The sequence below is a fragment of the Haloferula chungangensis genome, assembly GCF_042664875.1.
In the GTDB taxonomy this organism is placed as follows: Bacteria; Verrucomicrobiota; Verrucomicrobiia; order Verrucomicrobiales; family Akkermansiaceae; genus Haloferula; species Haloferula chungangensis.
Genome location: NZ_JBHTBS010000002.1, coordinates 270831 through 297705 on the forward strand (window position 1 = coordinate 270831; position 26875 = coordinate 297705).

22 protein-coding genes are annotated in these 26875 nt (G+C 59.4%); 6 read left to right on the forward strand and 16 right to left on the reverse strand.

Annotation, left to right across the window (positions count from 1 at the left end; all coding sequences use genetic code 11):
* Positions 1-32 precede the first annotated feature (32 nt).
* Complete coding sequence (gene aroA / locus ACFQY0_RS05050) at positions 33-1319, forward strand: 3-phosphoshikimate 1-carboxyvinyltransferase (protein ID WP_379709858.1); 1287 nt, start codon at positions 33-35, stop codon at positions 1317-1319.
* 9 nt (positions 1320-1328) lie between these two features.
* On the opposite strand, the gene ACFQY0_RS05055 is transcribed toward aroA, so the two are convergent.
* The gene (locus ACFQY0_RS05055; RefSeq protein ID WP_379709860.1) at positions 1329-2387 is read right to left on the reverse strand and encodes an LOG family protein; all 1059 of its coding nucleotides are present in this window, start codon (positions 2385-2387) and stop codon (positions 1329-1331) included.
* A gap of 275 nt (positions 2388-2662) precedes the next feature.
* Between ACFQY0_RS05055 and ACFQY0_RS05060 the strand changes: the two genes are divergently transcribed.
* Genes ACFQY0_RS05060 through ACFQY0_RS05075 form a run of 4 tightly spaced genes read left to right on the forward strand, consistent with a single transcriptional unit; the run spans position 2663 to position 7484 of the window.
* Positions 2663-2935 carry a WXG100 family type VII secretion target gene (locus tag ACFQY0_RS05060; protein WP_379709862.1) on the forward strand — a complete coding sequence of 91 codons (273 nt, stop codon included), beginning with the start codon at positions 2663-2665 and terminating at the stop codon, positions 2933-2935.
* A gap of 31 nt (positions 2936-2966) precedes the next feature.
* Complete coding sequence (locus tag ACFQY0_RS05065) at positions 2967-3500, forward strand: hypothetical protein (protein WP_379709864.1); 534 nt, start codon at positions 2967-2969, stop codon at positions 3498-3500.
* A 23-nt stretch (positions 3501-3523) separates the two neighbouring features.
* Complete coding sequence (locus ACFQY0_RS05070) at positions 3524-3709, forward strand: hypothetical protein (RefSeq protein WP_379709866.1); 186 nt, start codon at positions 3524-3526, stop codon at positions 3707-3709.
* The gene (locus tag ACFQY0_RS05075) at positions 3702-7484 is read left to right on the forward strand and encodes an FtsK/SpoIIIE domain-containing protein (protein ID WP_379709868.1); all 3783 of its coding nucleotides are present in this window, start codon (positions 3702-3704) and stop codon (positions 7482-7484) included. Before ACFQY0_RS05070 ends, ACFQY0_RS05075 begins: the two co-directional genes overlap by 8 nt.
* A gap of 191 nt (positions 7485-7675) precedes the next feature.
* Here the strand turns inward: ACFQY0_RS05075 and ACFQY0_RS05080 are convergent, their stop codons facing one another.
* The 12 genes from ACFQY0_RS05080 to ACFQY0_RS05135 all read right to left on the reverse strand — a co-directional run bounded on the left by ACFQY0_RS05080 (position 7676) and on the right by ACFQY0_RS05135 (position 24707).
* Positions 7676-8443 carry a sulfite exporter TauE/SafE family protein gene (locus ACFQY0_RS05080; RefSeq protein ID WP_379709870.1) on the reverse strand — a complete coding sequence of 256 codons (768 nt, stop codon included), beginning with the start codon at positions 8441-8443 and terminating at the stop codon, positions 7676-7678.
* A gap of 87 nt (positions 8444-8530) precedes the next feature.
* Complete coding sequence (locus tag ACFQY0_RS05085) at positions 8531-9136, reverse strand: hypothetical protein (protein ID WP_379709873.1); 606 nt, start codon at positions 9134-9136, stop codon at positions 8531-8533.
* On the reverse strand, positions 9133-11061 hold the full coding sequence (locus tag ACFQY0_RS05090; RefSeq protein ID WP_379709876.1) for a heavy metal translocating P-type ATPase: 1929 nt from the start codon (positions 11059-11061) through the stop codon (positions 9133-9135). Before ACFQY0_RS05090 ends, ACFQY0_RS05085 begins: the two co-directional genes overlap by 4 nt.
* Before the next feature lie 4 nt (positions 11062-11065).
* A complete protein-coding gene (gene hflK, locus ACFQY0_RS05095; protein ID WP_379709879.1) occupies positions 11066-12160 on the reverse strand; it encodes a protease modulator HflK in 1095 nt (364 codons plus the stop codon).
* A gap of 9 nt (positions 12161-12169) precedes the next feature.
* Positions 12170-13171, reverse strand: coding sequence for a protease modulator HflC (hflC, locus tag ACFQY0_RS05100; RefSeq protein ID WP_379709881.1), 1002 nt, complete (start codon positions 13169-13171; stop codon positions 12170-12172).
* Entirely contained in the window at positions 13168-14928 is a 1761-nt protein-coding gene (locus tag ACFQY0_RS05105; protein WP_379709884.1) for an SPFH domain-containing protein, read from the reverse strand. Before ACFQY0_RS05105 ends, hflC begins: the two co-directional genes overlap by 4 nt.
* A 107-nt stretch (positions 14929-15035) precedes the next feature.
* Positions 15036-16736: an alkaline phosphatase PhoX gene (locus ACFQY0_RS05110; RefSeq protein ID WP_379709886.1), complete on the reverse strand. Its 1701-nt coding sequence runs from the start codon at positions 16734-16736 to the stop codon at positions 15036-15038.
* A 37-nt stretch (positions 16737-16773) separates the two neighbouring features.
* Positions 16774-17604 (reverse strand): DUF4394 domain-containing protein, encoded by an 831-nt coding sequence (locus ACFQY0_RS05115; protein WP_379709888.1) that lies wholly within the window; start codon positions 17602-17604, stop codon positions 16774-16776.
* Positions 17605-18052: 448 nt separating this feature from the next.
* Positions 18053-21169 carry an efflux RND transporter permease subunit gene (locus ACFQY0_RS05120; RefSeq protein WP_379709891.1) on the reverse strand — a complete coding sequence of 1039 codons (3117 nt, stop codon included), beginning with the start codon at positions 21167-21169 and terminating at the stop codon, positions 18053-18055.
* Between the two features lie 3 nt (positions 21170-21172).
* Positions 21173-22336 carry an efflux RND transporter periplasmic adaptor subunit gene (locus ACFQY0_RS05125; protein WP_379709893.1) on the reverse strand — a complete coding sequence of 388 codons (1164 nt, stop codon included), beginning with the start codon at positions 22334-22336 and terminating at the stop codon, positions 21173-21175.
* Positions 22333-23697 carry an efflux transporter outer membrane subunit gene (locus ACFQY0_RS05130; protein ID WP_379709895.1) on the reverse strand — a complete coding sequence of 455 codons (1365 nt, stop codon included), beginning with the start codon at positions 23695-23697 and terminating at the stop codon, positions 22333-22335. The genes ACFQY0_RS05125 and ACFQY0_RS05130 overlap by 4 nt, the downstream gene beginning before the upstream one ends.
* A 206-nt stretch (positions 23698-23903) precedes the next feature.
* A complete protein-coding gene (locus tag ACFQY0_RS05135; RefSeq protein WP_379709897.1) occupies positions 23904-24707 on the reverse strand; it encodes a class I SAM-dependent methyltransferase in 804 nt (267 codons plus the stop codon).
* Between the two features lie 115 nt (positions 24708-24822).
* Here ACFQY0_RS05135 and ACFQY0_RS05140 point away from each other — a divergent pair, with 115 nt between their 5' ends.
* The gene (locus ACFQY0_RS05140) at positions 24823-25533 is read left to right on the forward strand and encodes a YebC/PmpR family DNA-binding transcriptional regulator (RefSeq protein ID WP_379709899.1); all 711 of its coding nucleotides are present in this window, start codon (positions 24823-24825) and stop codon (positions 25531-25533) included.
* 7 nt (positions 25534-25540) lie between these two features.
* On the opposite strand, the gene ACFQY0_RS05145 is transcribed toward ACFQY0_RS05140, so the two are convergent.
* The 3 genes from ACFQY0_RS05145 to lipB are packed head-to-tail and all read right to left on the reverse strand — an operon-like array spanning position 25541 to position 26846.
* Positions 25541-25927, reverse strand: a complete 387-nt coding sequence (locus ACFQY0_RS05145; RefSeq protein WP_379709901.1) for a PIN domain-containing protein — start codon at positions 25925-25927, stop codon at positions 25541-25543.
* Positions 25905-26186, reverse strand: a complete 282-nt coding sequence (locus tag ACFQY0_RS05150; RefSeq protein ID WP_379709904.1) for a type II toxin-antitoxin system VapB family antitoxin — start codon at positions 26184-26186, stop codon at positions 25905-25907. The genes ACFQY0_RS05145 and ACFQY0_RS05150 overlap by 23 nt, the downstream gene beginning before the upstream one ends.
* Before the next feature lie 15 nt (positions 26187-26201).
* The gene (gene lipB, locus ACFQY0_RS05155) at positions 26202-26846 is read right to left on the reverse strand and encodes a lipoyl(octanoyl) transferase LipB (protein ID WP_379709906.1); all 645 of its coding nucleotides are present in this window, start codon (positions 26844-26846) and stop codon (positions 26202-26204) included.
* Positions 26847-26875 lie beyond the last annotated feature (29 nt).

The window sequence follows — 26875 nt, forward strand, 5'->3', positions numbered from 1 at the left end:
GTCGGCCGGGTTTATAGAGGCTCCGCGCGCCGATGACATCTCTGACTCTTGAACCGATTTCGCACGTCTCCGGGACGATCCACCTGCCAGGCTCGAAGAGTATTTCGAATCGAGCACTCCTCCTGGCGGCGCTATCCGAAGGCGAAACGGAGCTGAGCAATCTGCTGGTCAGTGATGACGTAAGCCACATGCTCGAGGCGCTGAAGCAGCTCGGCGTCAACTACTCGCTGAGCGATGGCGGGACTTTCTGCAAGGTGGCCGGGCGTGGGGCAGCCTTCTCAACCGACGGTTTGGTGGAGCTGTTTCTGGGAAATGCCGGCACGGCGATGAGGCCGCTCGCGGCGGCCTTGGCGCTTTCGCCCGTCGATGTGCGACTGACGGGAGAACCGAGAATGGAAGAACGTCCGATCGGGCATCTGCTCGATGCCCTTCGGCAGCTTGGCGCCGATGTCAGTTGCGAGAAGAACGAGGGCTACCCACCGCTGCGAATTCAAGGGAAAGCCCTCGAAGGAGGCCGGGTGACGATTGATGGCAGCGTTTCGTCGCAGTTTCTAACAGCGATGCTGATGGCGGCTCCCTTGGTCACCGGAGAGGTGGTGATCGAGATCAAGGGTGATCTGGTTTCCAAACCCTACATCGACATCACTCTGGCACTGATGAAGTCCTTTGGGGTGGAGGTGGTGAACGACCATTACAAGAGTTTCAAAATCCCTGCCGGGCAGACGTACCGCTCGCCAGGACAATTTCTGGTCGAAGGCGATGCCTCATCGGCCTCCTACTTCCTCGCGGCTGCGGCGATCCGTGGGGGCGAAGTGACGGTGACGGGCATTGGTGAGAATTCGCTCCAGGGCGACACCGCCTTTGCCCAGGTGCTGGCGGACATGGGAGCGCAGGTCACGATGGCGGCCGATCACATCAAGGTTTCGCGCCACGGTCGACTTCGTGGGATTGATCAGGACATGAATCGGATTCCCGATGCCGCGATGACGATTGCGACAACCGCGCTGTTTGCCGACGGTCCGACGACGATCCGCAACATTGCGAACTGGCGGGTGAAGGAGACGGACCGGTTGGCGGCGATGGCCGCAGAGCTGCGGAAAGTCGGAGCCACGGTGGACGAGGGTGAGGACTACCTGACGATCGAGCCGCCGACTCAATTGCGGCATGCGGAGATTGAAACCTACAACGATCACCGGATCGCGATGTGTTTTTCCCTGGTGGCATTATCGGACACTCCAGTGACCATTCTTGACCCCGGCTGCACGTCCAAAACCTTCCCAACGTATTTCGACGAATTCGCTCGGATTTCGGAGAGGTGAGTCGTTGGCTCAGCTGGGAATCAGATTCCGGGTCACGGCCGGGATGATGTCATCGAGCGAGTCGGCCACCTGATAGTTGTCGGTTTCACAGAGCTCATCGAGAAGGGCAATGAGCGGGTCCCAGAAACCGTCGCCCTTGGGATCCCGCCGGTTGAAGATGACGATGGGTTTGTCCTTCATGATGGGATGACCCTGTTGTTTGAAGATCATCAGGGTGAAGAGTTCCTGAACGGTGCCGGCCCCACCGGGGAAGATGACGAAGGCGTTCGAATGATGAATCATCACTTCCATGCGGGTGTAGATGTCCTCACGCAGCCAAAACTGCGAAAGACCATCGGGCAGGCCTTCCAGCTCGATAATGTGCGGGACGTTAGAACCGGCGGTCCAGCCGCCCGCTTGGACTGATCCGCGGACCACGGCGCCCATGATGCCGGAGCGCCCGGCACCCGAGACGCACCCGAGCCGGTTCTCTGCGAGTTGCCGACCTAGCGCTTCACCATCTGCGATGTAGGCGGGGTCTTCCAAGGTGGCGGAGCAGAAAACGCAGACGTTGCCACGGCTGTCTGCTGGTGGCGGCGAACCGGTCGCCGGAATCGTGGCTGAGCAGACTTTCTCACGCTCGGCATCCGGGGTGCCGCGTTCGCGGGCCCGGTCGAGAAGCCGGATGACATCCTTTGGCGTCTCGGCATTCAGCATGAACTCCGAATGGTCCTGCTTGATGGTTTCCATTGCTTCGAGATGCCTCAGAAGCTTGTAGAAGGGGTTCCAGGATTGGTCGCAGTTGAGGATGATGGTGGGCTTCCCGGTGAGAAAGCGGTCGAGCGTCTGATAGCCGACAAAGACGGAGATCGCTTTGAACATGTCTTCCAAGGTGGCACCGGGGGTGAAGACGAAGGCATCGGACTCGATGATCTTTTCCTCGATGTTGGCGAGAGTAATTCGCTGATCTCCATTCGAGTTGTAGATGTCCCAACCGGCTTCGTAGAGCAGGTAGAGAAGTTTGGCGCGCGTTGATCTGGCAGGGTCGTCGGCGCCGAGGATGGTGCCGGATAGGCGAACGGTAGGCATGGGTGTTTGATGAATCGGAAATAGGCCGCCGAGACAGCTGGCCATGAGTGAAGCGTAGCGCAGAAATGCCTGATTGGGGATGAATTCTTGAAGTCCGGGTCGTGAAACGCTTCGAAGCGTATCGAGATGATGGCATGCTCCAGCTGGGAGTGGCCGGAAGTTTGGAGCGATGGCATCGACCTGCGATTCAGGACAGCGGGATTTGGAACTTCGGATGCTACCTGGGGTTTGATCTTTCTCCGATGCCATGCATTGCTTAGAAAGCCCATCACGACATGTCCCAAGCCATAGTAGACCCCGAAGAGCTACGCCGATTTGCGGCGGAGCTGAAGCGTTTCAATGAAGATCTTCGCGACCGCGCCGGATCGTTGATGTCACGATTCACGGCATTGGGAGACTCGTGGCAGGATCAGGAGCAGGAAAAGTTTGCCGGTGAGTTCATGCAGACGATGAAGGGATTGAAACGCTTCAACGAGGTGGCTGAACGACACGCCCCATACCTGATGAGAAAGGCCGAAAGGATTCAGCAATACTTGGATCAGGGATAGCAGTTAGGAAACCTGAAACCTGATATTTGCGATGGCGGAGCAGGCACGAGTGGCATCGATTGACGCGCTGGAAGAATTCCGCACGGCACTGCTGCGATATCAGAACCGGGCAACCCAGTCACTGGACGACGTCAGTGGCGACGTGAAGCAAATGCGCGAGTGGATTACTTTTGATCGCCGGATGCATTGGCAGTCTGAGGTGAAACGCCGGACCCGGAAACTTGAGCAGGCGGAGGCGGAGCTGATGAGCTCGAAATTCTCCGAATTGAAGGATGATCATTCGGTGCAGCAACTGGCGGTCAAGAAAGCGAGCCGGAGTCTGGCGGAGGCTGAGGAGAAATTGCGGGTGACCAAACGTTGGGCACGGGACTTTGATGCGATCGTGGCACCGGGCACGAGACAGCTTGATGGAATGCGGGAAAGGCTGTCGACATCGCTTCCGAAATCGATTTCCGCCATGGGTGAAACCATCGGTCTCCTGCGAGACTACGCGGAAGTTCGGGGCGTTAGAAGGCATGATCGCGATGGTCCGGCCACGACTGATGAGGAAGGGGGCGAGGCGTGAGCGCGGGGGCGGCGAAGGGGGCGTTGAATGATTCGACCCGCGAGTTGATGGCGGCCTGGGAACGGGTGCGTGAGACTTGGCGCGATGGCAAGGCAGACGAGTTCGGCAGGACCTATCTAATGGGACTGGGCGAGGATGTCTCGCGCGCGGTGCGGGTGATGGACGAACTGGAACGACTTTTTTCTAAAATACATGCCGATTGTGAATGACCCCCTGGATCCGGGACACGTGCTGAACGTGCTCGGTAAGTTGAAGACTCTGTTAGATGCCACGGCTGCCGGTGAATTGTCGGCGGAAGAAGTGAGGACTGCAGCAGTGGTGGCCGCTCGACGGGCACTCCGCGAGGAGGGAGAAAGAGCACAGGAGCCGATGGAGTCGGAACGCCTGGCACTGGAAGACGAGTACCAGCGGGATCTCGAAGCCGCGAAGCAGCGGCATGCCGACCGTTTGGCATGGATTGATGCGAAGTACCATGATGCCCGTAGTTCCTTGACTGACCGGATTGCTCGGGAGCGCGATGGGAAAGTGGGAAAAGTGCAGTCACTGGTTCTTAGAAGTCAGGACGAGCGGGGGAGAGAGTATGCGACAAAACAGGAGCTGCTTGCTTCCGTGCGGGAGAGGACCGCTGAGGATGCGGTAAAAATCGCCGAGCTGGAGAGAAAGGCATTGAAGTCGCTGCGATCGTTCAAGCCGCTCGTTGCCGGGAAGCTGGCAGGCAAGGGCGTGAAGGTGTCGATGGACGACGGGAAGAATCTCTTCGCCCGTGCCGAGGAGTCACTCGGTCATGTCACGGGTTCACCGATGGCAAAGCTGTTCCGGTTTGTGCCTTTGAGCGTGTGGCTGGTGGCAACATTCGGAGTGGCGGCATGGCTCTCGGGTGATCCTGGGAATGTGATGGGGTGGTTGCCCACGGCGGGGATGGCGGCCGGTGGGGTGCTGGCGATTTACTTAATCGCGCTGGCAAGTTGTTGGGGCTCGGTTGCGAGGCTCGCCGAGGCGCTGCAGCGGATTCGTTTGGCGGGTGCCACGGCAGTTGGCGCGATGGAAGAGGAAGTGCTCGGGCTAAAGGAGGCGATCCAGGGAGAGGCAGAGGCTCTGCGAGGCGAACTGAGTGAAACCCTGATCACGAGTGAAACGGAATCGCAGGAACTCATCCGCTTGGGTCGCGGAAAATTGGAGAGTCAGTTGGCAAGGCTTCCGGAGAAGGAGGAACGCTTGCATGCGCGCCGGCTAAAGAGGGTCGAAGAAGCACACCTTCGGCGTTTGGCAGAGTGGGAAGAAGCATGTGCCGCGGAGGCGGCCGCCCGGGAAAAAATCTATCAGGGAAAGGCAGCCGAGGCCGATAAAGTGCATGAGGCGGCCTTGGCTGAACTCCATCGGAAGTGGCCGGAGATTGTGGAATTGCGCGATGAACTGGCGGGACTCATGGCTGATGCCGGCAGGCGTTTCCCTGACTGGTCGAAGGCATGGCTGGAAAACTGGACACCTCCGGCATCGGGCGAGCAGGTGGTCCCCTTCGGCCAAATGAAGGTCACCATGGACGAGATGGTCGAACGTTTGCCTCAGGACCCACGCTTTGATCTCGGTGAAGCGAAGGAGTTTGAGGTGCCATTGGCACTGGGTTTTCCGGGGCATGGTTCGCTGCGATTTGATGGCGATGCCAGAGAGGCGGCGAGTGCGATCAACTCGATCGTGCTCCGCCTTTTGGCGACGCATCCGCCGGGACGGGTGGCATTCACCTTCATCGACCCCGTCGGACTCGGTCGGGACTATGCGGGGCTCATGCATCTGGCGGACTACGAAGACAGTATCATCCACGGCCGGATCTGGACGCAGACGCAGCAGATCGAAGAGCGCCTGGCGGATCTGAACGAACACGTTGAGAAGGTCATCCAGATGTACCTTCGCAACGAGTATGAAACAATCACCGAGTACAACGAGCAGGCCGGAACGATCGCGGAAAAGTATCAGTTTGTGGTGATCGCTGGTTTTCCCTCGGGAATGAGTGAAACCGCCGTGACACGTTTGCGGAGCTTGGCGGCGAGCGGGGCGAGGTGTGGGGTGTTCATTCTGATTCAAGTCGAACCAGGGAAGACGATCGGAGACAAGGGGCTGGATGAGGAATTGAAGAAGACTTGTCTTTGTCTGACGCAACGGGCGGGAAAGTGGCTGCTGGAGGGTGAAGGCGAAGTGAGCTTGGACAAAGCACCCGATGATGCTTTGGCGACGGAAATCGTTCATCGCTTGGGAAGAGCAAGTGTCGACTCAAACCGCGTGGAAGTGCCGTTTTCGAGCATCACGCCGGACGGGGATTTCTGGACGGAAGAAACAGGGGAGGAACTGCGCGTGCCGATCGGACGGACCGGGGCGAAGAAGTTGCAGTACCTTTCAATCGGAAAAGGAACCAGACAGCATGCGCTCATTGCCGGTAAGACCGGTTCGGGTAAGTCGACGCTGTTTCACGTGATGATCACGAACCTCGCGTTGTATTGCAGTCCGGAGGAAGTGGAGTTTTATCTCGTCGATTTCAAAAAGGGCGTCGAGTTCAAGTGCTATGGGACGAAGCGTCTTCCGCATGCGCGGGTGGTGGCGATCGAGAGTGATCGCGAGTTCGGTCTGAGCGTACTGCATCGCGTGGACGATGAACTGCGGAGGCGAGGTGAGCTATTCCGCGAATGCGGGGCGCAGGATGTGGCGGGATATCGGAAAGCGACGGGCAAGCCGTTGCCGCGGACCTTGCTGATGATCGATGAGTTTCAAGAGTTTTTCACCGAGGATGATGGCACCGGACAGGAGGCATCACTGCTGTTGGATCGGATCGTGAGGCAGGGTCGAGCGTTCGGCATTCATGTGATCCTCGGATCGCAGACGCTGGGTGGAGCCTACACCTTGGCCCGCGCCACTTTGGGACAAATGGTGATCCGGATCGCGCTTCAGTGCAATGAGGCGGATGCCTACCTGATCATGGACGACGACAATCCGGCACCACGCCTGCTGACGCGTCCGGGTGAGGGAATCTACAATGACAACGCGGGAGCTGTAGCTTCTAACAGTCCCTTCCAAGCCGTCTGGCTGGGTGAGGAGGAGCGGAATGAGCGACTGGACGAAGTGATCGCGCTCGCGCGTGAGCGGGGAATCAAGATGCCGGCACCGGTGGTGTTTGAAGGCAATGCTCCGGCGGAACTTCTGGACAACGAGCTTTTCGAAGCCGCATTGGCGGTGCCCGCGATCGGGAAACCGAAGATCGCGAGAGCCTGGTTGGGCGCGCCGAATTCGATCAAAGGGCCGACTGAGGCGGCATTCGTCAGACAGAGTGGCTCAAACCTGCTGATCGTGGGGCAGGGCGAGGACCGGATGAAGGCAATCTTGGGCGGCACGCTGGCCTCGTTGTCATCCCAGTACCCGACGTCTGGTCTGAAGCTGGTGGTGCTCGATCCGGAAGGGGATCAGGGCGATCTTGCCGAGCTGGTGAAGCTTCTGCCCCAAGGTGGTGAGATCCATGTTCCGGGTGAGCTCGATGAGGCAATGGCTGAGTTGGCGAAACGAATGGACGCCGGAGAAGGGGACGATGTGTTCCTCGTTGTTAGAGACTTGCAGCGTTTCAAGTCCCTGAAACCGGATGAGGAATTCAGCTTCTCCTTCGATGACTCGGGCGGCAGCGGTGAGAGTCCATCGAAGATCTTTCAAAAGCTCATTACCGAAGGGCCCGCGCTGGGAATCCACGTGGTGGTAAGCATCGACACCTGGAGCAACGTCGGTCGCTGGATTCCTCGGAAGATGCTGAGCGATTTCCAGATGCGGGTGCTCTTCCAGATGAGCGGAAATGATTCGGCGGCCCTGATCGACACTCCGGCAGCGGGGAATCTCGGCCTGCATCGGGCGCTGCTCTACCATGAGGCAATGGGAAGCCTCGAAACCTTCCGGCCCTACGCTCGCGTCGAGGCCCGGGTGCTGGGCGAGCGCTTGAGCGAGATGCAGAGGTAAAAAAAAAGGCCGCCGGAGTCCCACGTCCGGCGGCCTGTTTAATGTCAAAAATCCCACACCCATGGGAGGATCGACTGTGCTGTTTTACCCTTACAATGAAGCCGCTTAGCGCGGCGTTCGGTCTAGTAGACACTTAAGTTGTCCGGATGTTCAAAAGAATTTAGAAATTTTTCAAAAAAACTGCGGAACGCTCAGGCGCTGAGCTGTTTCCAGAAGAGGTGGCCGGCGATGGCGATGCCGATCACGGCGACGATGGCGCGCACGGCTGCGGCGGGGATCCGCTGGGCGAAATGGGATCCGAAGAAGTATCCAGGGATCGATCCGGCGAGGAGGAAGCCGGCGAGTCGCCAGTCGATGGCACCTGCGGCGATGAACCAGATGACGGCGGCGGTGTTGCAAAGGAGACCGAGAAGCGCTTTGAGGCCATTCATCCGATTCACATCGCGCAGGCCGAGCACCCCGAGGCCGGCGAGCATCATGATCCCGATGCCGGCCCCGAAGTAACCGCCGTAGATGGCGACGCCGGTTTGGAAGGCAATTCCCCAGGTCTTGGGGCGCTCGGGTTCCTCCGTGTCGTGCTTCTTGAGCCAGCGCCGGATCGGCCCGTTGAGAAGGAACAGGAGAGTCGCGAAGAGCAAGAGCCATGGGACGGCTTTCTCGAAGACGGATTCAGGAAGCCAGAGCAGCAAGCCGGCTCCAAGCAGGCCGCCAAGCAGCGAGACGATGCCGAGGGGAACGATCCATTTCTTCACCTCGAGGAGCCGATGCCGAAAGGCCCAGACCGAGCCGGGCAGGCCGAAATAAAGCGCCACGGTGGATGTCGTATTGGCAAGCACCGGCGGCAGTCCGGCGGCAAGCAGGGCGGGAAAGGTCAGCATGGTGCCGCCGCCCGCGACGGAATTCATGACTGCGGCGAAAAAGCCGGCGAGCAGGACGAGCCATTCGGCAGTGGTGGGCACGGGGGGAGAGGAAACTTTAAAATCGAAAGATGAAACCCCAAAAAGGCGCAGGATCCCCCGTGATCGCTGCAAGCCGGTCGAAGTCCCTCAATCTCCGGCGGCGCCACTGAGGAGTTCGGCACGTCGCGATGGCGCAATCAACTCGAGCTTGATCTGGTCCTTCGTAATAAGTCCGTTTCTCAGCGCCAGCGCATGGATTTCAAATATCGTATCCTCGCGTGCCGGTCCCTCATCGATCAATGCGGACCATTCGATCGCCGCATCCAGATCGCCGTTCTCGGAGATCTCGTGCACTATGTAACTGATGGCTGGCTGGAGATCATCCAGGCTCGGCTGCGCCGCCAGCCAATCCCGGGTCGCCTGCGGATCATGACGATACCAGGCAAGCGCTGCCGACTGTATGGCGGCACGGTCCATCCCTTCGATTGCCTGCGTGAGCAGTGCGACGTGGTCAGTGTCGGCGGCGGGTGGGAGGGCTCCTAGGTCTTCAGCCTGAATGATTCTAACAGGGATCTCCCGACCGGGATCCGAAACTTCTGCCGATTTCCAGAAGGGCGGACTGACTGAAGGTCTGGATGGGCGTTCGAGTGGCTCGCTGATGGAGGGCTCCGGACGTTCACTCGCGCGGATGCCGAAGCCGACGATGATCGCCAGCACCAGCAGGGAGGTGGCAAGCATGGGCAGAGTTTTCATGCGATGGCTGGGTGTGCTGTCGCTTCGGTGGGAAAGGAAGCGTCCTCCTTTTTCTCTTCCATCCCGTCAAATCGCAGCAGACGGGCGCTGTTGAAGATCACAAAGAACGCGGAGAACTCATGAAAGAAGGCGGCGGCGATCGGATTGACGAAGCCGAGGGAGGAAAGAGCGATGGCGATAATGATGAAGGCGAAGCCGCAGAGAAGATTCTGATTGATGATGCCGACGGTCTTGGAAGAGAGCATGAGAAGATCCGCGAGACGCCGAAGATCCCCCGACATCAGCGCCACATCCGAGGTGTGCACGGTGACGTCGTTGCCGAGTGCTCCCATCGCCACCCCCAGATCTCCTTCCGCTAATGCCGGCGCGTCATTGAGTCCGTCTCCAACGACCATCACACGCTTGCCGGCAGAGCGCAGTTGACGAATGTGAGCGACCTTGTCCTGAGGCAGGCAGTTCGCCTTGAACTCCGTAATGCCTACCTGGGCGGCGATGCCTTCCGCAACCTCCTGGCGGTCTCCGGTAAGCATGACAAAATCCGAGATGCCCAGTGATCGAAGACGCGCAAGGGTTTCGGCAGCTTCGGGGCGAATTCTGTCACCCAGGAAGAATGTGCCCACATGCACGCCGTCCACGGCAATAAGGACCAGCGAGTGACGCGTGTGGCAGGCGGGTTCGATGGCGAGATCGACCCCGGCGTTCTCGAGGAAACTGGCTCGGCCGATGAGAATTGACTTCCCCTCGACCACCCCTTCGAGACCCAGTCCATGGTGCTCGATGAGGGAGTCGACATCAGGACGTTCGCTTTCGGGAACGCTTTGCGAAATGGCCCGCGCAATCGGGTGGTTCGAGCGACTTTCGATGGCCGCAGCCAGGCGCGTAATACTAGATTTGCAGTAGTTCGGAGAGTGGACGGCCGCATCCTCGAGTTCGAGCTTGCCCTCGGTGAGGGTGCCGGTTTTGTCGAATACGACGGTATCGGTGAGGCGCGCGGATTCGAGGTGGCGGACGGATTTGACCAGCAGTCCCATCCGCGAGGCAGCAGCGATGGCGGAAACCATCGCGGAAGGGCTGGCGAGAACGAAGGCGCAGGGGATGGCAACGACAAGCACGGCGATGGCGCGCTCGATTTCCTGAGTGAAGAAGAAGACGGTGGCGGCGATGAGGAGAATCAGCGGCGTGTAGTATCGCGCGTAGTCTTCGGCAAGGGAGATGATGGGGGCTTCCGACTCTTTGGCCTCCTCGATGATGGACTGGACCCGCCCCATCACGGTTTCCTCACCAATGGTGGTCACCTGCGCGTCGATCGATCCATTGAGGTTGTTGGTGCCTGCGAAAATTTCCGACCCGGGACTCAGCTCAACTGGCACGGATTCACCGGTGATCGAGGATTGATCGATGAGTGCGGTTCCGGAAAGGATGATCGCATCCGCTGGCACGGCTTCGCCGGGGAGAATCCGAATCACATCGCCAGCCTGCAACTCGGTGGCTTCGATCTCTTCGTAGGAATCGCCGGATTTGCGGCGTGCCCGTATCCTGGACAGCTGGCGGAGCTTCGCCAGTGCCATCTCCACTCCCACGGTGGTGCGCTCTTCGAGCATCTGGCCGAAAAGCAATACGATCGCGACGATGGCTCCGGTGAGGTACTTCCCGGTCGCCAGACAAGCCGCAAGGGCAAGCACCACATACTGATCCATGTAGAATTGGGTTGCCGCAAATCCGGTGGCACGGATGGCGCTGATGAGTCCGGTGACGATGGGAATGGCCACAATCAGTGCCGCGAGCAAAGCGAAGGTCTGACTGACGATTTCCTGGCCGGGACGCAGCCATGCGCTGATCACGGAGGCGAGCATCAGTGCGCTAGCGATGAAAAGCAGCGCGAGACGGCGGCGTGTTTCGGTGTCGAGTGGAAGGTCTGCGGTCATGAGCTTAGCGGGAAAATTCTGGAGCTGGTTCGATCATCAACGAAGGCCGGGCCTGACCGGCGGGCACCAGAGTGCGCGACTGCACGCCGCCTAACACAGTGCTCAGGGTTTCACTGAGAAGACGTTGGGAAACAAGCGCGGGACTACGCCGGTGCTCGACGAGCATCTCCTGAAAGGCGGCTGACTCTCCGGCAGCGGTGGATGTGAGCTTGGCGGCGTGTCCCTCGGCGCGATAAGTGATGGCGGCGGCTTCACCACGATACTTTTCCAAGGTCTCGTCGTGATACTGACGAGAGTTTTCGTAGATGGTTTTCGCAAACTGACGGGCATTTGAGACATCCTCAAATGCGGCGACAACCTGGCTCGGAGGGGCGAGTTCGATGATGTCGATCGCTGTGATGCTCACGCCGAGATTCAGCTCGCCTGCAAGGATGCGTGTCGAATCCGCGGCACGGGCGGCAAGCTCCCGGCGATCAGCAGTCAGTGATGAATCGATGTTGCGCGTGCCGATTTGGCTGCTGAGCGCGCGGTAGGCGAGACGCGAGAGGAGCGTATCAATGTCATCTCCGGCCGTGGCATAGAGAAAGGGATCATTGATCCGGTAGCGAAGCACGAATCGGCCCTGGATGATGTTGAAGTCCGCAGTGAGCGTGTAACCATCAACCACCGGATCCAGGGTGGAGCCGGCTGGCTTTTCTGGAACAGCCTCGGAGTCGGGATCATTGGGTGATTTTTGGATGGCGCGCGTGAGCTGTTCGTCATTGAGCTCAAGGGCCGTCTCAGGGTCGGAGATTTTCACACCTCCTGTGGCCCATCCGTTGAGCGGAATGCTAAACTCGCGGCCGGTCTCGAAGCGAACGAGGCGATCAAAAGGATCGGGCATCCCGATAAGAAGACCGGGGCCATGGATCTCAGGTTGGATTTTTCCAAAGCGCAAAAGGAGCGCCTGCTCGTTTGAACGAACACTGCGAACCCCCGAGAGGGCATAGAACAGGAGCAGCGCTGCAAACAACCAACGCGCGTGGGCGGTGAGATGCTTGAGCAGGATCAGCAGGGCCTCAACGGCACGGCCTTGTTTTCTTATGGATCTCGTAGTCATCCCTAAAAGTTATTCAGCAGGCTTGTCGTTGAGGAATGGTGATTGGGTGAGTTCGTGATTCTTCGGGATGGGCGGTGGGCTGGATGGACTTGATTGAGGGTCGTCCCTGTTTTTCAGCCAGTGCAGCGGGGCGACGCTGGTATCGAGCACGAGGGTGGTGTTCTTATCGACAATGGTGCGTAGGGACTGGAGCTCGCGGAGGAAGCGGTAGAACTCCGGATCGCTGCCGTGGGCTGCGGCATAAAGCGCGGCGGCTTCCGCTTCCGCTTCGCCACGAATCTCCTCTGCCTGACGTTTGGCGTCGGCAAGAAGGCGGGTCGCTTCGCGGTCGGTTTCGGCCTTCATGGTGACTGATTGGGCCCGACCTTCGGCACGGAATTTTGTGGCTTCCCGTTTCCGCTCGGCACGCATCCGGCGGAATACGGATTCCGTGTTCGCTTCCGGAAGCTGAATGCGGGTGATTCCCACCGAAAGCAACTTGATCCCCAGTTGGGAAAGTGCGTCCGGCGCGGCAAGTGTTAGAATGTCATCCTCGATCGCCGGCAGGTTGGTCGGAGATCCTACGGGGGCAATGAGTTCGGAAAAGGCGTGGGAGCCGATCACCGAGTTTCGCGCCGAGGTGATCAGGGCGTCGAGCTTTTCGGTGGCACTGGCGATGTTGCCGACGGAGTTATGGTAGCGCAGGGGATCGTCGACCCGCCACGTGAAGAAGACCGGAATGATAACATTTCTCTGGTCTTTGGTGAGGGTTTCGCTGAGTCGGATTTCGGCATGCTGAAGACGTCGGTCGATCCGGATGACGCGTTCCAGAGGCACGGGAAGACGTGGGTAGAATCCGGGCTCGCTATGCGTGCGGACCGGCTTTCCAAATCGTAGGACAATGGCTTTTTCCGTCTCACTGAGAATGAAGCCGCACGCAGAGGTGAGCACGGCGATGCCCACCGCGAGGATCAGGACAGTACGGATGATGGTGATGCGTTTGTTGCAGGGCGCTTCGCTGGATTCGCTCATGGCTCGGGTGTTTCGGATTCAAGAGTGTTGTCAGGATCGGCAGGACTGAAATCCGGTGCCGGGATCTCACCGCGGTCGGCGCGGAGGTAGCCTTCGATCTCGAGGTCAAAGGCTTCCCTCGATCGGCCGGGACGGGCGATGAGTGATTGAGGAACGGGCGGGACCCGGTCGATGAGGTCAGGATTCAGGACTTTCCGGAGGTCGAGGTGCATCGGCATGTCGCCCTGGATGCGATCGTCGAATATCGCCTTCTTCGCGCCGCCCAGTGTGGTGTCGTAGACGGCGAAGCCTTCGCGAAGATCGTAGAGGGAAGGTGATTGCGCACGAGCACGAGCACGGGTTTGGAAGCGGTCGGTATCGCCACGCGCGGCCAGAATGCGATTGTCCCGGGATGACTCGGCGCTGATGACGATTGCCTTCGCATTCCCAGCGTAACGCAGGAGGTTGTCGTTTCGGTATTCCTCGCCGCTATGAATGGCCGTCTCTTTGTCCTCGATGGCGGAAACGACGTCCTGGAAGAACGGAGCGACATTCACCGGCGGATGGATGTCGCGCAGGTGGACCGTCTCAATGAGGATTCCTGAATGAAGTGCATCGAGATCGTGCTGGAGCTGGAGCTTGATCTTCGAACGAAGTGCTTCCCGAGCGGTCGTCATGATCTCGGATGCCGGAAGCGAAGCGGTAAGGCGCTGAAGGATTCGTGCTGAGAGGGATTCGAGTAGGCTCTCCGCCTCGACCGTCGAGCGGAGGAAATCGCATGGTCGGGCGATGCGGTAGGAAATCGGAACGGAGATCGAGAGGTAGTCATCGCCACCTCCGACAAGTGAGATCTCCTCTTCCTCATAGTGGGCGCGTTCCCAGAGGATGGGCTTTCCCGGATCGGTTTTGAAGCCGAGCACAAGCTGCCGAATGCGGGCGCTTTCCACCCGGTGCAGAGTGCCGAAGGGGTAAGGCGCGGCAAAATGGAGCCCCGGGGCAAGCTCGCGCTGGCTCAGGGATCCAAGGGTTTGACGGATACCGAGCTGAGATGACGAGACTTCATGCACCGCCGTCCCCAGCCAGCTAAGCAGCAAAGCCGAGATGGCGAGGGCGGGCAGTGCCCGGCGGACACTCGGCCACATCCACATTTCGGCCAGCTTCAGGGATTCCTGGCTCGGGGCAGGCGGTGGAGACAGCGCATCGAATCTGGGACCCAGGAAGCGGTAAAAGAAAAACGCGCCATAATCCGGCAGGTGATGCCAGTGACGTTTTGGTGTGTAGAGACGGGAAACAACTTTCGATAGAGTGTCCGCAGTGACGAGGACGAATAGACCTAACATCACCCACGCGGCAATTCGATGGGTGGATAGGGTTGTGAATGGATCGGCCATGAAAAGACCGGCGATGGGAAAATGAAGAAAAACAGCAAACTGAACGAGTGACTTGCGTGCTGGGTTTTGCTCTTCGGACTGGAGATTGAAAAGGATGCCGGTGAAAGCGCAGGCGACTCCGAGAATGAGCGCCGCAACCGCATGGGTAACGGGGGCGTCCACCGAGGAGCTGAAAGGAATGACGCCTGTTAGAAAGAGACCGGCTGCGATGCTGCCAAATACAAGTCCAATCAGCGGACGTGCGGCATGAAGGCTACCAAGCACCACCATCAGTGCGGATGCCGGCAACAGAGCGGCATCGGACGAGACAAGTGCGCCGATGGCAAGGACGAGCGACTCAAGCCACAAGAAGATGGCGAAAAGACTCAGGGACTGCGGGCCGGTCATGATTTTCACAAGAAGCAGAGAACGGAAAACCGGGCCGGCCCAAGAAAGGGAGCCGGACCGGTCTTCACTGAGATATATCTTAGGATTCGGAGGTCATCGGGAGCCGATTACTGTTTCGGACGCATGATCAGGATCTGTCCGTCTTCCCCGTACTGTTCACGTGCTTGCAAGCGGGTGAGCGTGCCACCATTGCCGTCGGGAATGTTGGAACGGATGGAGCGATTGAGGTCACCCTGGGCGTCCGCATACACGCCATTCTGACCGTGTGCCTGCACAAAGGTGATGAAGGTGCCGGGGCCGAAGAACTCATCGGTGGCAATTACGCCGGACGACTCCCAAAGGCCGGCCGAGAGAGGGCCATGACCGTCGCGAGCCTGAATTTGACCGTAGTTGAAGGTCGACTGCAGCTTGGCCTGGTTGCCATTGTTGCGGTCGAGTGACCAGATCGCTCCGTTGCGGTCGTACTTGGCGAACACTTCGTCGGCCGGGGAGTTACGGTCTTCCTGGATCATGATGAAATCCTTGGTGACGGCAATGTTGTCGATGCTGACTGCGAAATCCACACCGGCATCAATGTCACCCGCAACCCGGGTGTAAGTTCCAAGACGGGAGGGGGAACCTCCGTTGGCTGCGACAAGGCTACCCGCAACGGCTCCCGTGTAGGATCCGCCAGGAGTGACGATTTGATCGGCGTTGTAGACCACCGTCAACGTTCCGTCCGCCTGGGGATTGACCGGGTTCATGGTCAGTTGATAGAGGCGACCAAGACGGTTTGAGAGGCTTCCACCCGTGGTGGCCAGGAACAGGTTCCGGGTCGGTGCGGCTGGATCGAACTCGGTGTCTTCAACACGAATGAAACCGAAGGCGCCAAGCGCATCCGCCTGGGTGAGCAATTGATCGTCGGAAAGGTCCTTCGCGTTCGGAATCATGCGCCACTGCACCGCGAGCGTTCCTGAATTGAAGGTGCCTTCATTGTCTTGCTGGTCGCGTGAGCACAGCACATACACCTCACCATTGGTGAGACCATTCTTGTCCAGTCCGCTGTCGGAACGACGCAGCTTGGTCCCCACATACATGTAAACGTAAGAAGGAGCACCGGCATCTTCTGTCGAGATCACGACCGTCTTCGCATCGCGACGCGGCTGGACGATGGTGTTCTCACGACCCACGCGGCCAAGAGCTGGAAGTGTGTGCATTTTCCCATCAAAAATGGCCACTGACTGGGCACCCAGGCCGTCGCCATTCGGGTTGTTGGCAGTGATGGTTGAGAACTGGGCGGAACCGAACGTTTCCTCGTTGGTCAGGAACATCGGACGGTCGAACCCGTGCTCTGGACCGGCGAACGAACCTGAACAAAAACGCGTGAAGGCGCTAACCGCACCCTGTCGCGGAGTATCACCCCAACGGACATTTTCTTTGAAAACTTCCGTGTAGGCGACACTTCCGCTGGCCACGGAACCGTCTTCATTCAGAACGTAGCGCGAAACATAGGCACCCCGGAACGGTGACTCGCCGGGAATGGCGGTGGAAAGGGCATCCTGACCAGCCTCGTGAGAACAGAAGAGAATGATCTCTCCGGTGATCCGGTCGCGATAGATGCCGGAAGCATCGGGAAGACCAGCAAATGCAAACTCCTTCGATGAGTCGCCCGTCAGCGGCACCCGGTCGCCCACGGTAACGATGGGTTCGTAATTGAAGTCTCCATTTGCCTGGTCCGCCATGTAGGGGAACTCAGAGGTTTTGAAACCTTGCGCAAGCAAGGGCGAAGCCAGTGTGAGACCGGCAAGAATATAGGCTGTATTTTTCATGATGTTAGTTGGAAAGGGAAAGGGATGGAAAGGGGACTCAGGCGCGGCGGCGACGAAGCAGGAACATGATGCCAAAGGCTCCGAGGAGCGTGGAAGATGGCTCAGGAATGGTGATGGTGGTGACCCCCTGGCCGAAGGATCCGATGAGGCTTGCAGATCCATTGAGTTGATCGATGGCGTAGAAGCCCGAGCTCAATCCGTCGGTCGATAGTGAGGCGTAAAGGTTGCCATCGAGATCGAAACCCAGATCACCGTAGGAGGTGATGGAGACGCCGAGGTCGCCGAGGGTGAAAAGTTCGAGCGCATCGGGGTCCAGCGCCTGAGCAATGATTCCGAGAGAGGCATCGAGAAAGAAGGCCGTGCCGAAGTCAGGATCAATGGCCAGTCCGGAAATGGAGGGTGCTGTCAGCTCGTTGATGTCTCCGGTGGCATAATAAGCGGAGCCCACCGAACTCGCGACACCGGCATTGTTGATGTTGAATCGATCGCCAGCATCGTCGGCATACATGAAGCCTCCGGTAAAGCTGTCATAAGCCAATCCGGCATCGTATCCGGCGGGGGCAAAGACATTGCTAAGCAATACGGCATCTCCGGTTTGGGCAACCTGATAGATATTGGCATTGGTGTCGATACCGGTGAAGCGGCCGGTCGCGGGGTTGTAGGAAAGATTGACGATCGAGGCGTAGGGATCCGCAGTCACTCCATCGGAGGCCACCAGACCACTAATCGAAGTAGTCGTCAGGAAAGTTCCTGGATTGGCGGAATCGAACGACACGAGATTGTTGCCGTCTGTCACACCCCAGAAGGTGGCGGCGCTGGTGAGGCCCGAGGATGCGAGCACGAAGAACAAGGCTTGGAGAGATTTCATGATGATTAATGTTTTCAATCTCCGGCGATGTATTCGCACCGGATTAGCGGTGACTTGTCATGGGATGACGATGTTTTGCTAAAGGTATCCGGTCGCGAAAATGTCATGTGACGTTTGCACCGTCGCTCGTCACGGTGCCATTCCACGATTTTGTCACCACGGCGAGATCGCCTCCTTATGAAGACTCTTGTTTTCGAGAGCTTTTAGAGTTGGCAATCTCTTTCCGTCGGGTCCGTGGAAAGTTTTCGCCACATTGATCCGGCAATCCGAGCGGTGTCGTCACCGGGCAACGGTGACGTCGGGACGCGGCGACAAGTGAGAACAGGTCGTGCCAGACCAAGGTGACATATCAGGCCGTCCTTGCCTCGGACGGCCGAAAGATCATCACCTGAATCCTCCTTTGCTTGTGCGGTCGGGGAGGCTGGCTCAGCACATTGAGCGAACTCGCCTAACGGTTCTCTTCGTCGACCGTTGCGTCGGCGTCGAAGGATTCGAGGGTCTCCGTGAGGGTGAAGGCTGCGGGGATGACCAGCAGGATCACGATGGCCGAGGCGAGGGTGCCGACGCCGAGACTGATGGCCATCGGGACGAGGAAGAGTGCCTGGATGCTCGTTTCGAAAATCATCGGAGCTAGTCCCAGGAAGGTGGTGATGGCTGTTAGGAGAATCGGTCGGCAGCGCCGGGCGGAGGATTCGTGAGTGACCTTGGCGATCGGCATGCCTTCGGCGATGTAGCGTTCGCGGGTGACGGCGAGCACGAAGCCACCGTTCACGACCATGCCGCAGAGGGCGATCATGCCGAAGATGCTGAAGATCGAAATATCGGTATCCAGGACGATGTGCCCGACGATCGCTCCGGCGAGGCTGAAGGGGATGGTGAGCAGGATGATGAAGGCTTGCAGGTAGCTGCGAAGAATCGCGGCCATGATGGCGTAGACGGCGAAGACCGCGGCGAGCAGGCCCCAGCCGAGGCGTTGCATGGCATCGCGCTGTTCGCGTTGCTCGCCCTCGAAGCTGTAGGTCAGACCAGGATAGCGTTCGAGGATCTCGGGAAGTTCCCGGGCTTCCAGGGAGGAGAGGACCTTGTTGCCGGTGGTGACGCCGGCGGTGACATTTGCCGTGATGCCGATGACGCGGCCGCCATCAACTCGCTCGATTCGCAGCGGTGACTTCGAACGGATGATCCTGGCCGCTTCACCGAGAGGAATTTCGGTGCCGTCGGGTGCCAGCAGGATTAATTCTTCAAGCGAGCGTTCGGAGCGACGTTCCGATTCGGGAGTGCGGACCATCACGCGGACTTCTTCGCGTCCGCGCGGTTGGCGAAGGGCTTCGGCTCCGTAGAAAGAGTTGCGAATCCGCTCGCCGAGACCTTCGGCGGTGAGACCGAGGGCACGACCTTCTGGGGTGAGCTCGAATTGCAGTTCGGGCGTCTCTCGTCCGGAGCCCTTGCGCACGTCCGTCACCCCGGGGTAGCTGCCCACCGTTGCCGCGACTTCATCGGCTGCCAGACGCAGGGTGGCGAGATCGGGATGGGCAAGTTCGATGTCGATTTCAGCTTCGCCGCCAGGGCCGACGAGGTAGTCGAAGAAGATCGACTCAAGATCGGGGATGTCGGGGAGTTCGTCGCGCCACAGGTCGGCGAAACCCCGTCCGGTGATCTTGCGTTGGCTTTGCGGCACGAGTGTGATGGCGACTTCTCCAAGGTTGGCCCCTTTGTCCCCCAGTTCGACAGCGATGCTTGTGGTGATCTCGCCTTCGCCTGCTTTTTCGAGGGCTCTCTTGGCGGCGGCATCGACCAGCCAGCAGACCTCGCGTGTTCGTTCGACCGGAGTGCCGGCGGGCATGGCGATTTCGGCCTGAATGAAATCCGCTTCGATCTGGGGGCTGAACTTGAAATCAATGCGGCCGCTCCAGACCCAGGCGGCGACGATCATCAAGGTGGCGCAGAACGACGCCAGAGTGATCACCCGATGCTTGATCGCGAAGATGAGCATCGGCCGATACATCCGGTCCATGGCATTCTCGATGCGGTGGCGGACGCGCGTCTGGGCGCGGTCGATGCGGTTGAACCAGGAGTTGGACGGCTTCGCCTTCCCGGCGGATGCAAGGTGGGCCGGGAGAATGAAAAGACATTCGATCAGGGAGACGGTGAAGACGGCGATGACGACCGAAGGCAGGACTTCGAAGAACTGGCCGGTTTCGCCCGGAACAAAGAGCAGGGGAAGGAAGGCCAGCACGTTGGTGGTGACGGCAAAGAGAACCGGCGTGGTCATTTCCCGTGCACCATGGATGGCGGCATCCAGACGCGACATGCCTTCGGACATCTTGTGGAAGATGTCTTCGCCGACCACTACGGCATCATCGACGACGATGCCGAGGGTGACGATGAAGCCGAAGAGGGAAATCATATTGATCGTCGATCCACCGACCGGAAGCAGGGCAATGGAGCCGAGGATGGCGACGGGAATTCCGATGGCGGTCCAGAATGCGACCCGCAAATCGAGAAGCAGCCCGAGCGCGATGACGACGAGAACGAGTCCGGCAAAACCGTTCTCTAACAGCAGGCTGATGCGTTCCTCGAACTCTGATGACCGGTCACGTGAGAGGCTGACGGTGACCGAGTCCGGCAAGCGTTCCTGTTCTTTCTCGATGAAACGGCGGACCGCAGCGGCCACTTCGAGAGGCGCCTGGTTCTCCGAGCTGAAAACCGAGATCGTGACCGAGCGCTTGCCGTAGAAATAGGCCTCGCGCTGGGATTCTTCGAAACCGTCGGTGATCGTCGCGATGTCGCCGAGCCGGACCTTGGATCCGTCGGGCGTGCTGACCACGGGGATGTCGCGGAACTCGATGGCCTGATCGCGGCGCTCTTTGGTGCGTAGCGCGAGATCGCCGCCGCGGGTGCGGAGGGTTCCGCCCGGGACGTCGAGCGCTGCTTCACCAATGGTATCGGCCACGTCGCCAAGCGTGAGATCGAGCGAGCGCAGGGTTTCGCGGGGAATCTCGATTTCGATCTCCGGCTGACGGACGCCGCTGAGCTCGACCAGCGAGATTTCCGGTTGGGAAAGCAGGCCGGTCTCGATCTGACGGGCAAAGTCGACGAGGTCGCGTTCCGGGATGTCGCCGGAGACGGCGACGCGCATCACGTCGCGTCGGCGACCTTCGCCTAACAGCACGAGCGGTGGTTCGATCTCATCGGGAAAGACGGGGATCCGCTGTACGGCTGCAGTGATCTCCTGAAGCGCTCGATTGCGATCAAAGTCGGGAAAGATTTCGGCGGTGACCACGCCACGGCCTTCCTGCGCCACGGCCTCGAGGCGCCTGACCATTTCCAATCCGCGCAGCTCGGATTCGATGGGCACGATCACCGATTGTTCGACCTCCACCGGCGAGGCACCGCGGTACTGGACGTCGACGACGACCGTATCGAGGACAAAGGTCGGGAAGACCTCCTGCTTGATCTTGAAAATGGTGACACCGCCGAGCACCAGCAAGGTGATCATCAGCAGGTTGGCGGCAATGTGATTGCGCGCAAACCAGGGAATCAGGCCTTTGGACTCATGGGTCATGATTCAGTGGTCGGGCGTGGTGGTGGACGGCTGCGGGGCGAGATCCATGCCTGGTAGTGGCGAGAGGAGATCGGAAACGATCAACGATTCACCATCTTCCAGAACGTCGCTGGTGAGCACGGTGTCTTCGTTCCGCCAGAGGATTTTTGGTTCGCGAACAACTAGCTGATTGTTGGAGTCGACAATCCAAAGCCGGTCCCCTTCGCGCAAGGCGTAGCGCGGAATTTCCAGCGCATTGTCGATATTGCCGGCATCGATGTCGACCCGGACGTAGGAGCCGAGGAGGAGGGGTTGAGCCTTGTTGTTGTCCAGGGGCGTGGCGACTTCGACGAGCACGCGGGCGAGTCGGCCGCCCTCCTCGAGGTCACCGAGCAGGCGGACGACCTTGCCATCGTGGCTGGTATCGTCGCCGGAGGAGGAAGCGACGCGAACTTTGGCGCTGGCGCCGGGCTGGTCGGAGCTGGGCAGCTTGATGGCGGTGAGTTCGGAAAGGGGGATGCTGGTCCGGACCCAGAATGCGTCGTCGCCAACCAAGGTTGCGAGCGGAGTGCCGGAATCGGCGAGCTGGCCCGTTTCGATGGACTCCTCGATGACCAGGGCATTGAACGGGGCGGGGACCGTGGTGCGCGATAGGTTCAGTTCGGCCTTGGCGAGCTGGGCGGTGCTTCGGTCTAACAAGGCATCGGCCTGACGTTTGAAGGGCTCTCGCAGGACGAGTGCTTTGTTGATGTCCGCATCGGGGAGATCGATGAGGAGTTGCTCGTATTCCCGCTGGGCCACGGTTTGGCGACCGGCTTCCAGATCGATTGACGCCTGAGCTTCCTCGAGGGCGGTCTTCGATTCCCGGAGGGCGATCTGATAATCGGATGGATCGATCTTGAAGAGCGTTTCGCCGGCTTTGATCCGCCCTCCCGGGACCAGGGACGGATGATGGGATTCGATTCGGCCAGTGACTTCGGGGCGGACGATCAGCCGCCGGGCGGGGATGACGGTGCCGTAGGCAGAGAGCGTGACAGGGTAATTGTTGGGCGTCACATTGATGACCTGCACGACTTTTGCCGAACGGACCTTTTCCTTGGTTTCGGCGACGGGTGCGGTGCGGAGAAGCAGCCAGGCGACGGTCGCTCCGGCGAGGACGATGATGAGGCCGAGAAACTTGGCTTTCATGAGGAGAAATCAGGAGGGTTGGTGTGAGGCATGGGGCCGCCAAGGGCGCGGTGCAGGCCGATTCTGAGAACCAGGGCTTCGCGCTGAAGGGCCACCATCGTAAGTTCGAGAAGCTGGACGGATGTGAGCGCATCGATCACCGGCAGGTAGTCACTGAGACCCTGACTGTATCGGATGCGGGTTTCCTCAAGGGTTTTGCGAGCCGTGTGCAGCTGCCGTCTGGTGAGCTGGATGCGTTCACTTTGTTTGCGCTCGCGAACCAGCGCCGTTTCGACATCGCGGATCGCTTCGAGATAAGTTTTGGAATACCCTAACAGCGCGTCTTCGAGGAGGCTGCGGCGGAGTTCGACCTCAGCACGACGCGCCCCACCATCGATGACGGGAAGGGTGGCTTCGGCGATGAGGCCGGTGATCGTGCTGGTGATGCCATCGAAGCTTCCGCGGTCGATGGACGCGCCGATCACCAGACGGGGAAGCCGGTCGGCGAGCGCTTGGGCGACTTCGGAGTCGAGAGCGAGGATACGGTTCCACTGGGCTAGAAGATCGGGCCGGTTTTTCAGCAGATCCGAGGGGACTCCGGCGGATGGTAGGGCGGGGAGATCGGGAAGGGACGCCCGGGTGTCCTTCGAGCTTGTTCCCGGGGCCTTGCCGGCGAGGACGTCGAGGGCGTACTGGGCGGCCGCGATGTCTGCCTCGGTAGGTGGCACGAGGGCCCTGGTGGCATCGAGCTGGCGTTCCTGCTGGAGCAGATCGACCCGTGAGGCGAGGCCTTGGGCGACGCGTGCCTGGACCAGCTCGAGCAGCGTGCCATTGGTATCGATCTGAGAATTGAGCACCGCGAGCCGAGCGCGTTGCTCGAGGATGATCATGCGGGTTTCTGCGACTGCGGCGGAAAGAAACAGGCGTCCGCCGAGCCAATCCTGGAAAGCGGCATCGCGCTCAAGTTCACGGGCGCGGACTCCGGAACGAATGCGCCCCCAGACATCGACCTCCCAGGAGAGTAGCGAGCCGAAGGAGGCGGACTTCACGGAGTTTCCCGGATCGAATGAGTCATAGTTGAGGTCGCCGGCGAGGTCGACCTGGGGAAAGAGTGCCGAGCCTTCCCGGCGGAGGCTTGCGGAAGCTTGCTCGATGCGGGTGGCCAGTTGCCTCTGAGCAAGGTTGCCGGCGAGTGCCTCCTGCACATCGCGATCGAGGCGTGAGTCGGACAAGGATTTCCACCACGGCTGAAACGATCGTCCGAGGCTTCCCGACGTCTGAAGGTAGCGTGACGGTCCGGATGGAATCGACGATGGGTCGATCGACGAAGGCAAAGAGCAGCCTGCGAGTAGGAGGAGGAAGAGAAACCGGACGGAAGACACGAGATTGATCGATACGGGGCGGTGGTGGCTCTAGTGGAACCCGGGAAGGCCGAAACTCAAGTGTCGAGTTAGGGGAACGGCCGATTCGGCAACAGGATGTGGTGAGGTGGGCATGGGGGTGCGTTTTCTTTTGTCGCGAGGAGACGAGGGGGAGAAGCTTATTCGAGCGGACGGTGGGCAATGGTTAGGCGTCGGCGAGGTGTCTGTTAGGGCTTTGTGAACACCATCAAGTGCTGCCAGGGGAGGAAGTCGTGAGTGGTCTCCCAGGCGAGGCCGACGGCTTCCATTTCCTTGATCGCTTGAGCCTGAGTCATTTTATGAAGCCCTTTGATGGGGACCGAGGGATCCTCGGCCCGGTATTCGAGGAGGAAGACCTTGCCGCCGGGGCGCAGGGCGGAAACGATGGAGGTCATGATTTCGCGAGGATGCGAGAACTCGTGGTAGGCATCGACCATCAGAGCGGCATCGATGCTTTCGGGATCGAGTTGAGTATCGTCGACGGATCCGAGGTGGGCGGTGACGTTGTCGAGGCCGAGTTCCTCTTCCTGGGCATCGATGAAGGCGAGCATCTCGGGTTGGATGTCGACGGCGATGACCTGTCCGTCCGGAACGAGTTCGGCGATGCGGAACGTGTAGTAGCCGGAGCCGGCTCCGATGTCGGCGATGATGGCGTCGGGTTTCAGGTCGAGAGCGGCGATGGCTTCCGAAGGGGCTTCTTCGGCCTCGCGATTGTCGCGTTCCAACCAGTCGATGCCTTCGTGGCCCATGACCTGGGAAATTTCCCGACCCATGTAGAACTTGCCGATGCCGTCGTGACTGGCGGGCTTCGTTTCGTAGACGGGCTCCAAGCTTGGGGGTGCGGCGGCTGGTGGGATCGCCTCAGAAGGAGAGGGTGGGGGCGCCGAGGTCGTGACCTGCGGGTTGGGAGAGTCGCGGCGCCACGGATGCCAGATCAGCAGCCCAAGGAGCAGCAGAAAGAGAAGAGGAAGCAGTAGAAAGGGTTTTTTCATCGGAGACCGATTGGAGTTTGTCGGGACGGCTACGCGAATTTCGGGGAGAGACTTTCTTCGTAAGCTTGCGGAATGCCGGGGGATGGGCTGAATTCGGTGCAGCCAAGAACGAATTATGGGAAGAGCCTTTGAATGCCGCCGCCGTGCCAAGGAAGCCCGCTGGGACAAAATGTCCAAAGTGTTTCCGAAACTCGCCAAGTCGATCACCCTCGCTGCCAAGAATGGCGGGCCCGACCCGGATGCCAATGCGCCCCTGCGTCTGGCGATCAACAATGCCAAGGCGGAGAACCTTCCGAAAGACAAGATCGATGCGGCAATCAAGCGGGCCTCAGGCAGTGATGCGGCGGACATCGTGGAAGTGAACTACGAGGGCAAGGGGCCACACGGTTCCTTGTTCTATGTCGAGTGCGCGACGGATAACACCAACCGCTCGGTTGGAAACCTGAAGACGATATTCAACAAGAATGGTGGCCAGCTGGTAAACAGCGGTCAGCTCGACTTCATGTTCACGCGCAAGGCGGTGGTGGAGTTCGAGGTCACGGATGAGATCAATCTTGAGGAAGTGGAGCTGGAACTGATCGACTGCGGGCTCGAAGAGCTGGAAGTGGAAGATGGAATCGCGCGGGCGATCGGCGACTACACCGAGTTTGCGAACCTTACCGGCGGATTCGAAAAACTGGAGATCCCGGTGAAGAAGGCAGGTCTTGAGCGGATTCCCACTCAGCCGGTGGAGCTGACCGACGAGCAGATGGAAGAAGTGGAAGCACTACTTGAGAAGATCGAGGACGATGATGACGTCCAGGTGGTGTTCACGAACATCGGGTAAACTTCGATCAGGGCTCTAACACCTCGAGTCCTGGCACGCATTGGAAATGCTTGTCGTAGGTGAGCACGGCGGCATCGGCACGCAGTGCGCATGCGGCAATGATGACGTCGGTTAGAGGGATGACCTTGCCCATGCGGTCCATTCTCCAGGCAAGCGCCCAGACTTCATCCCAGAGTTTGGGGCTGGTTGGCACCATTTGGGTAATTGAGAAGAAGTCCGAGAGTCTGTCGCGGAGCTTGGAGTTCTTCACTCCACGAAGAACCTCCGCTTTGACGACCCCGCAGGAAACCACGTCCACGAGATCGAGACGCTGATAAATATCCAACAATGGATCCCGGTTTTCCCTCAGGGCGCCAATGAAGATATTCGAATCAATCAGAACGTTTCGATCCATAAGGCGTCTCCGGTTCAGCGACTCGCAGGTGGGTCGGGTCGTAGTCTTCGTAGACGCCTCCCTTGAGCTCGTCAGGGGATAAGCCCAGGCCGGTCTTCAGCATCTCCTTCAAGCGGGAGCGACGATCCAGCTCGTTCAGGGCAAAATGGACGGCCTCGGTCTTGGTTTCAATTCCGTGGATATCCATGACCCGAGCCAGCAAGGCGTCGTCAATGTGCATGGTCATTTTCATGCCATACACGGTATGGGCCCATACCATGTATGGCAAGAAGAATTAATGGTCGAGCGAGGGGCCCTCTGGTGCCGAAAACAGCTCTCCGAAGCGCGGGACGAACTTTTCGCTGAACTCGTCGACGCTGACGGGGCGGCCGGCTTCGTTTTCGACGCAGCTCATGACGACGCCGTCGATGCCGCAGGGGGTGATGGCAAAAAAGGGCAGCAGGCACTCTTTGGTGACGTTCATGGCGAAGCCGTGCATGGAGATCCATTTGCTGACGCCGACGCCGATGGAGGCGAGTTTGCGGTTCTCGACCCACACGCCGGTTAGGCCCTCGCGTCGGGTGGCGGGGATGCCGAAATCGTGACAGGTGAGAATGAGGGCTTCTTCGAGTTTGCGGAGGTGCTCGTGGAGGTCCTTGCCACGATGGCGGAGATCGAGAATCGGGTAGCCGACGAGTTGGCCGGGGCCATGGTAGGTGGCCTGGCCGCCGCGGTTGATTTCAAAGACGGGGGCGGGGAGGGCGTCGGAGTTCTTGAGCGAGGACTGATCGCGTCGGCGGCCGATGGTGTAAACCGGTTCGTGCTCGAGGAGAAAGAGGGTTTCGGGCTCCTGTCCGGCGAGGATGGCTTCGACGGTTTGCTGCTGGAGCGCGAGACTTTGTTCGTAGGGCTGGGGGGTGTCGAATCGATGGACTTTCATGGCGATATTGGACAGGGCAGGAATGCCCT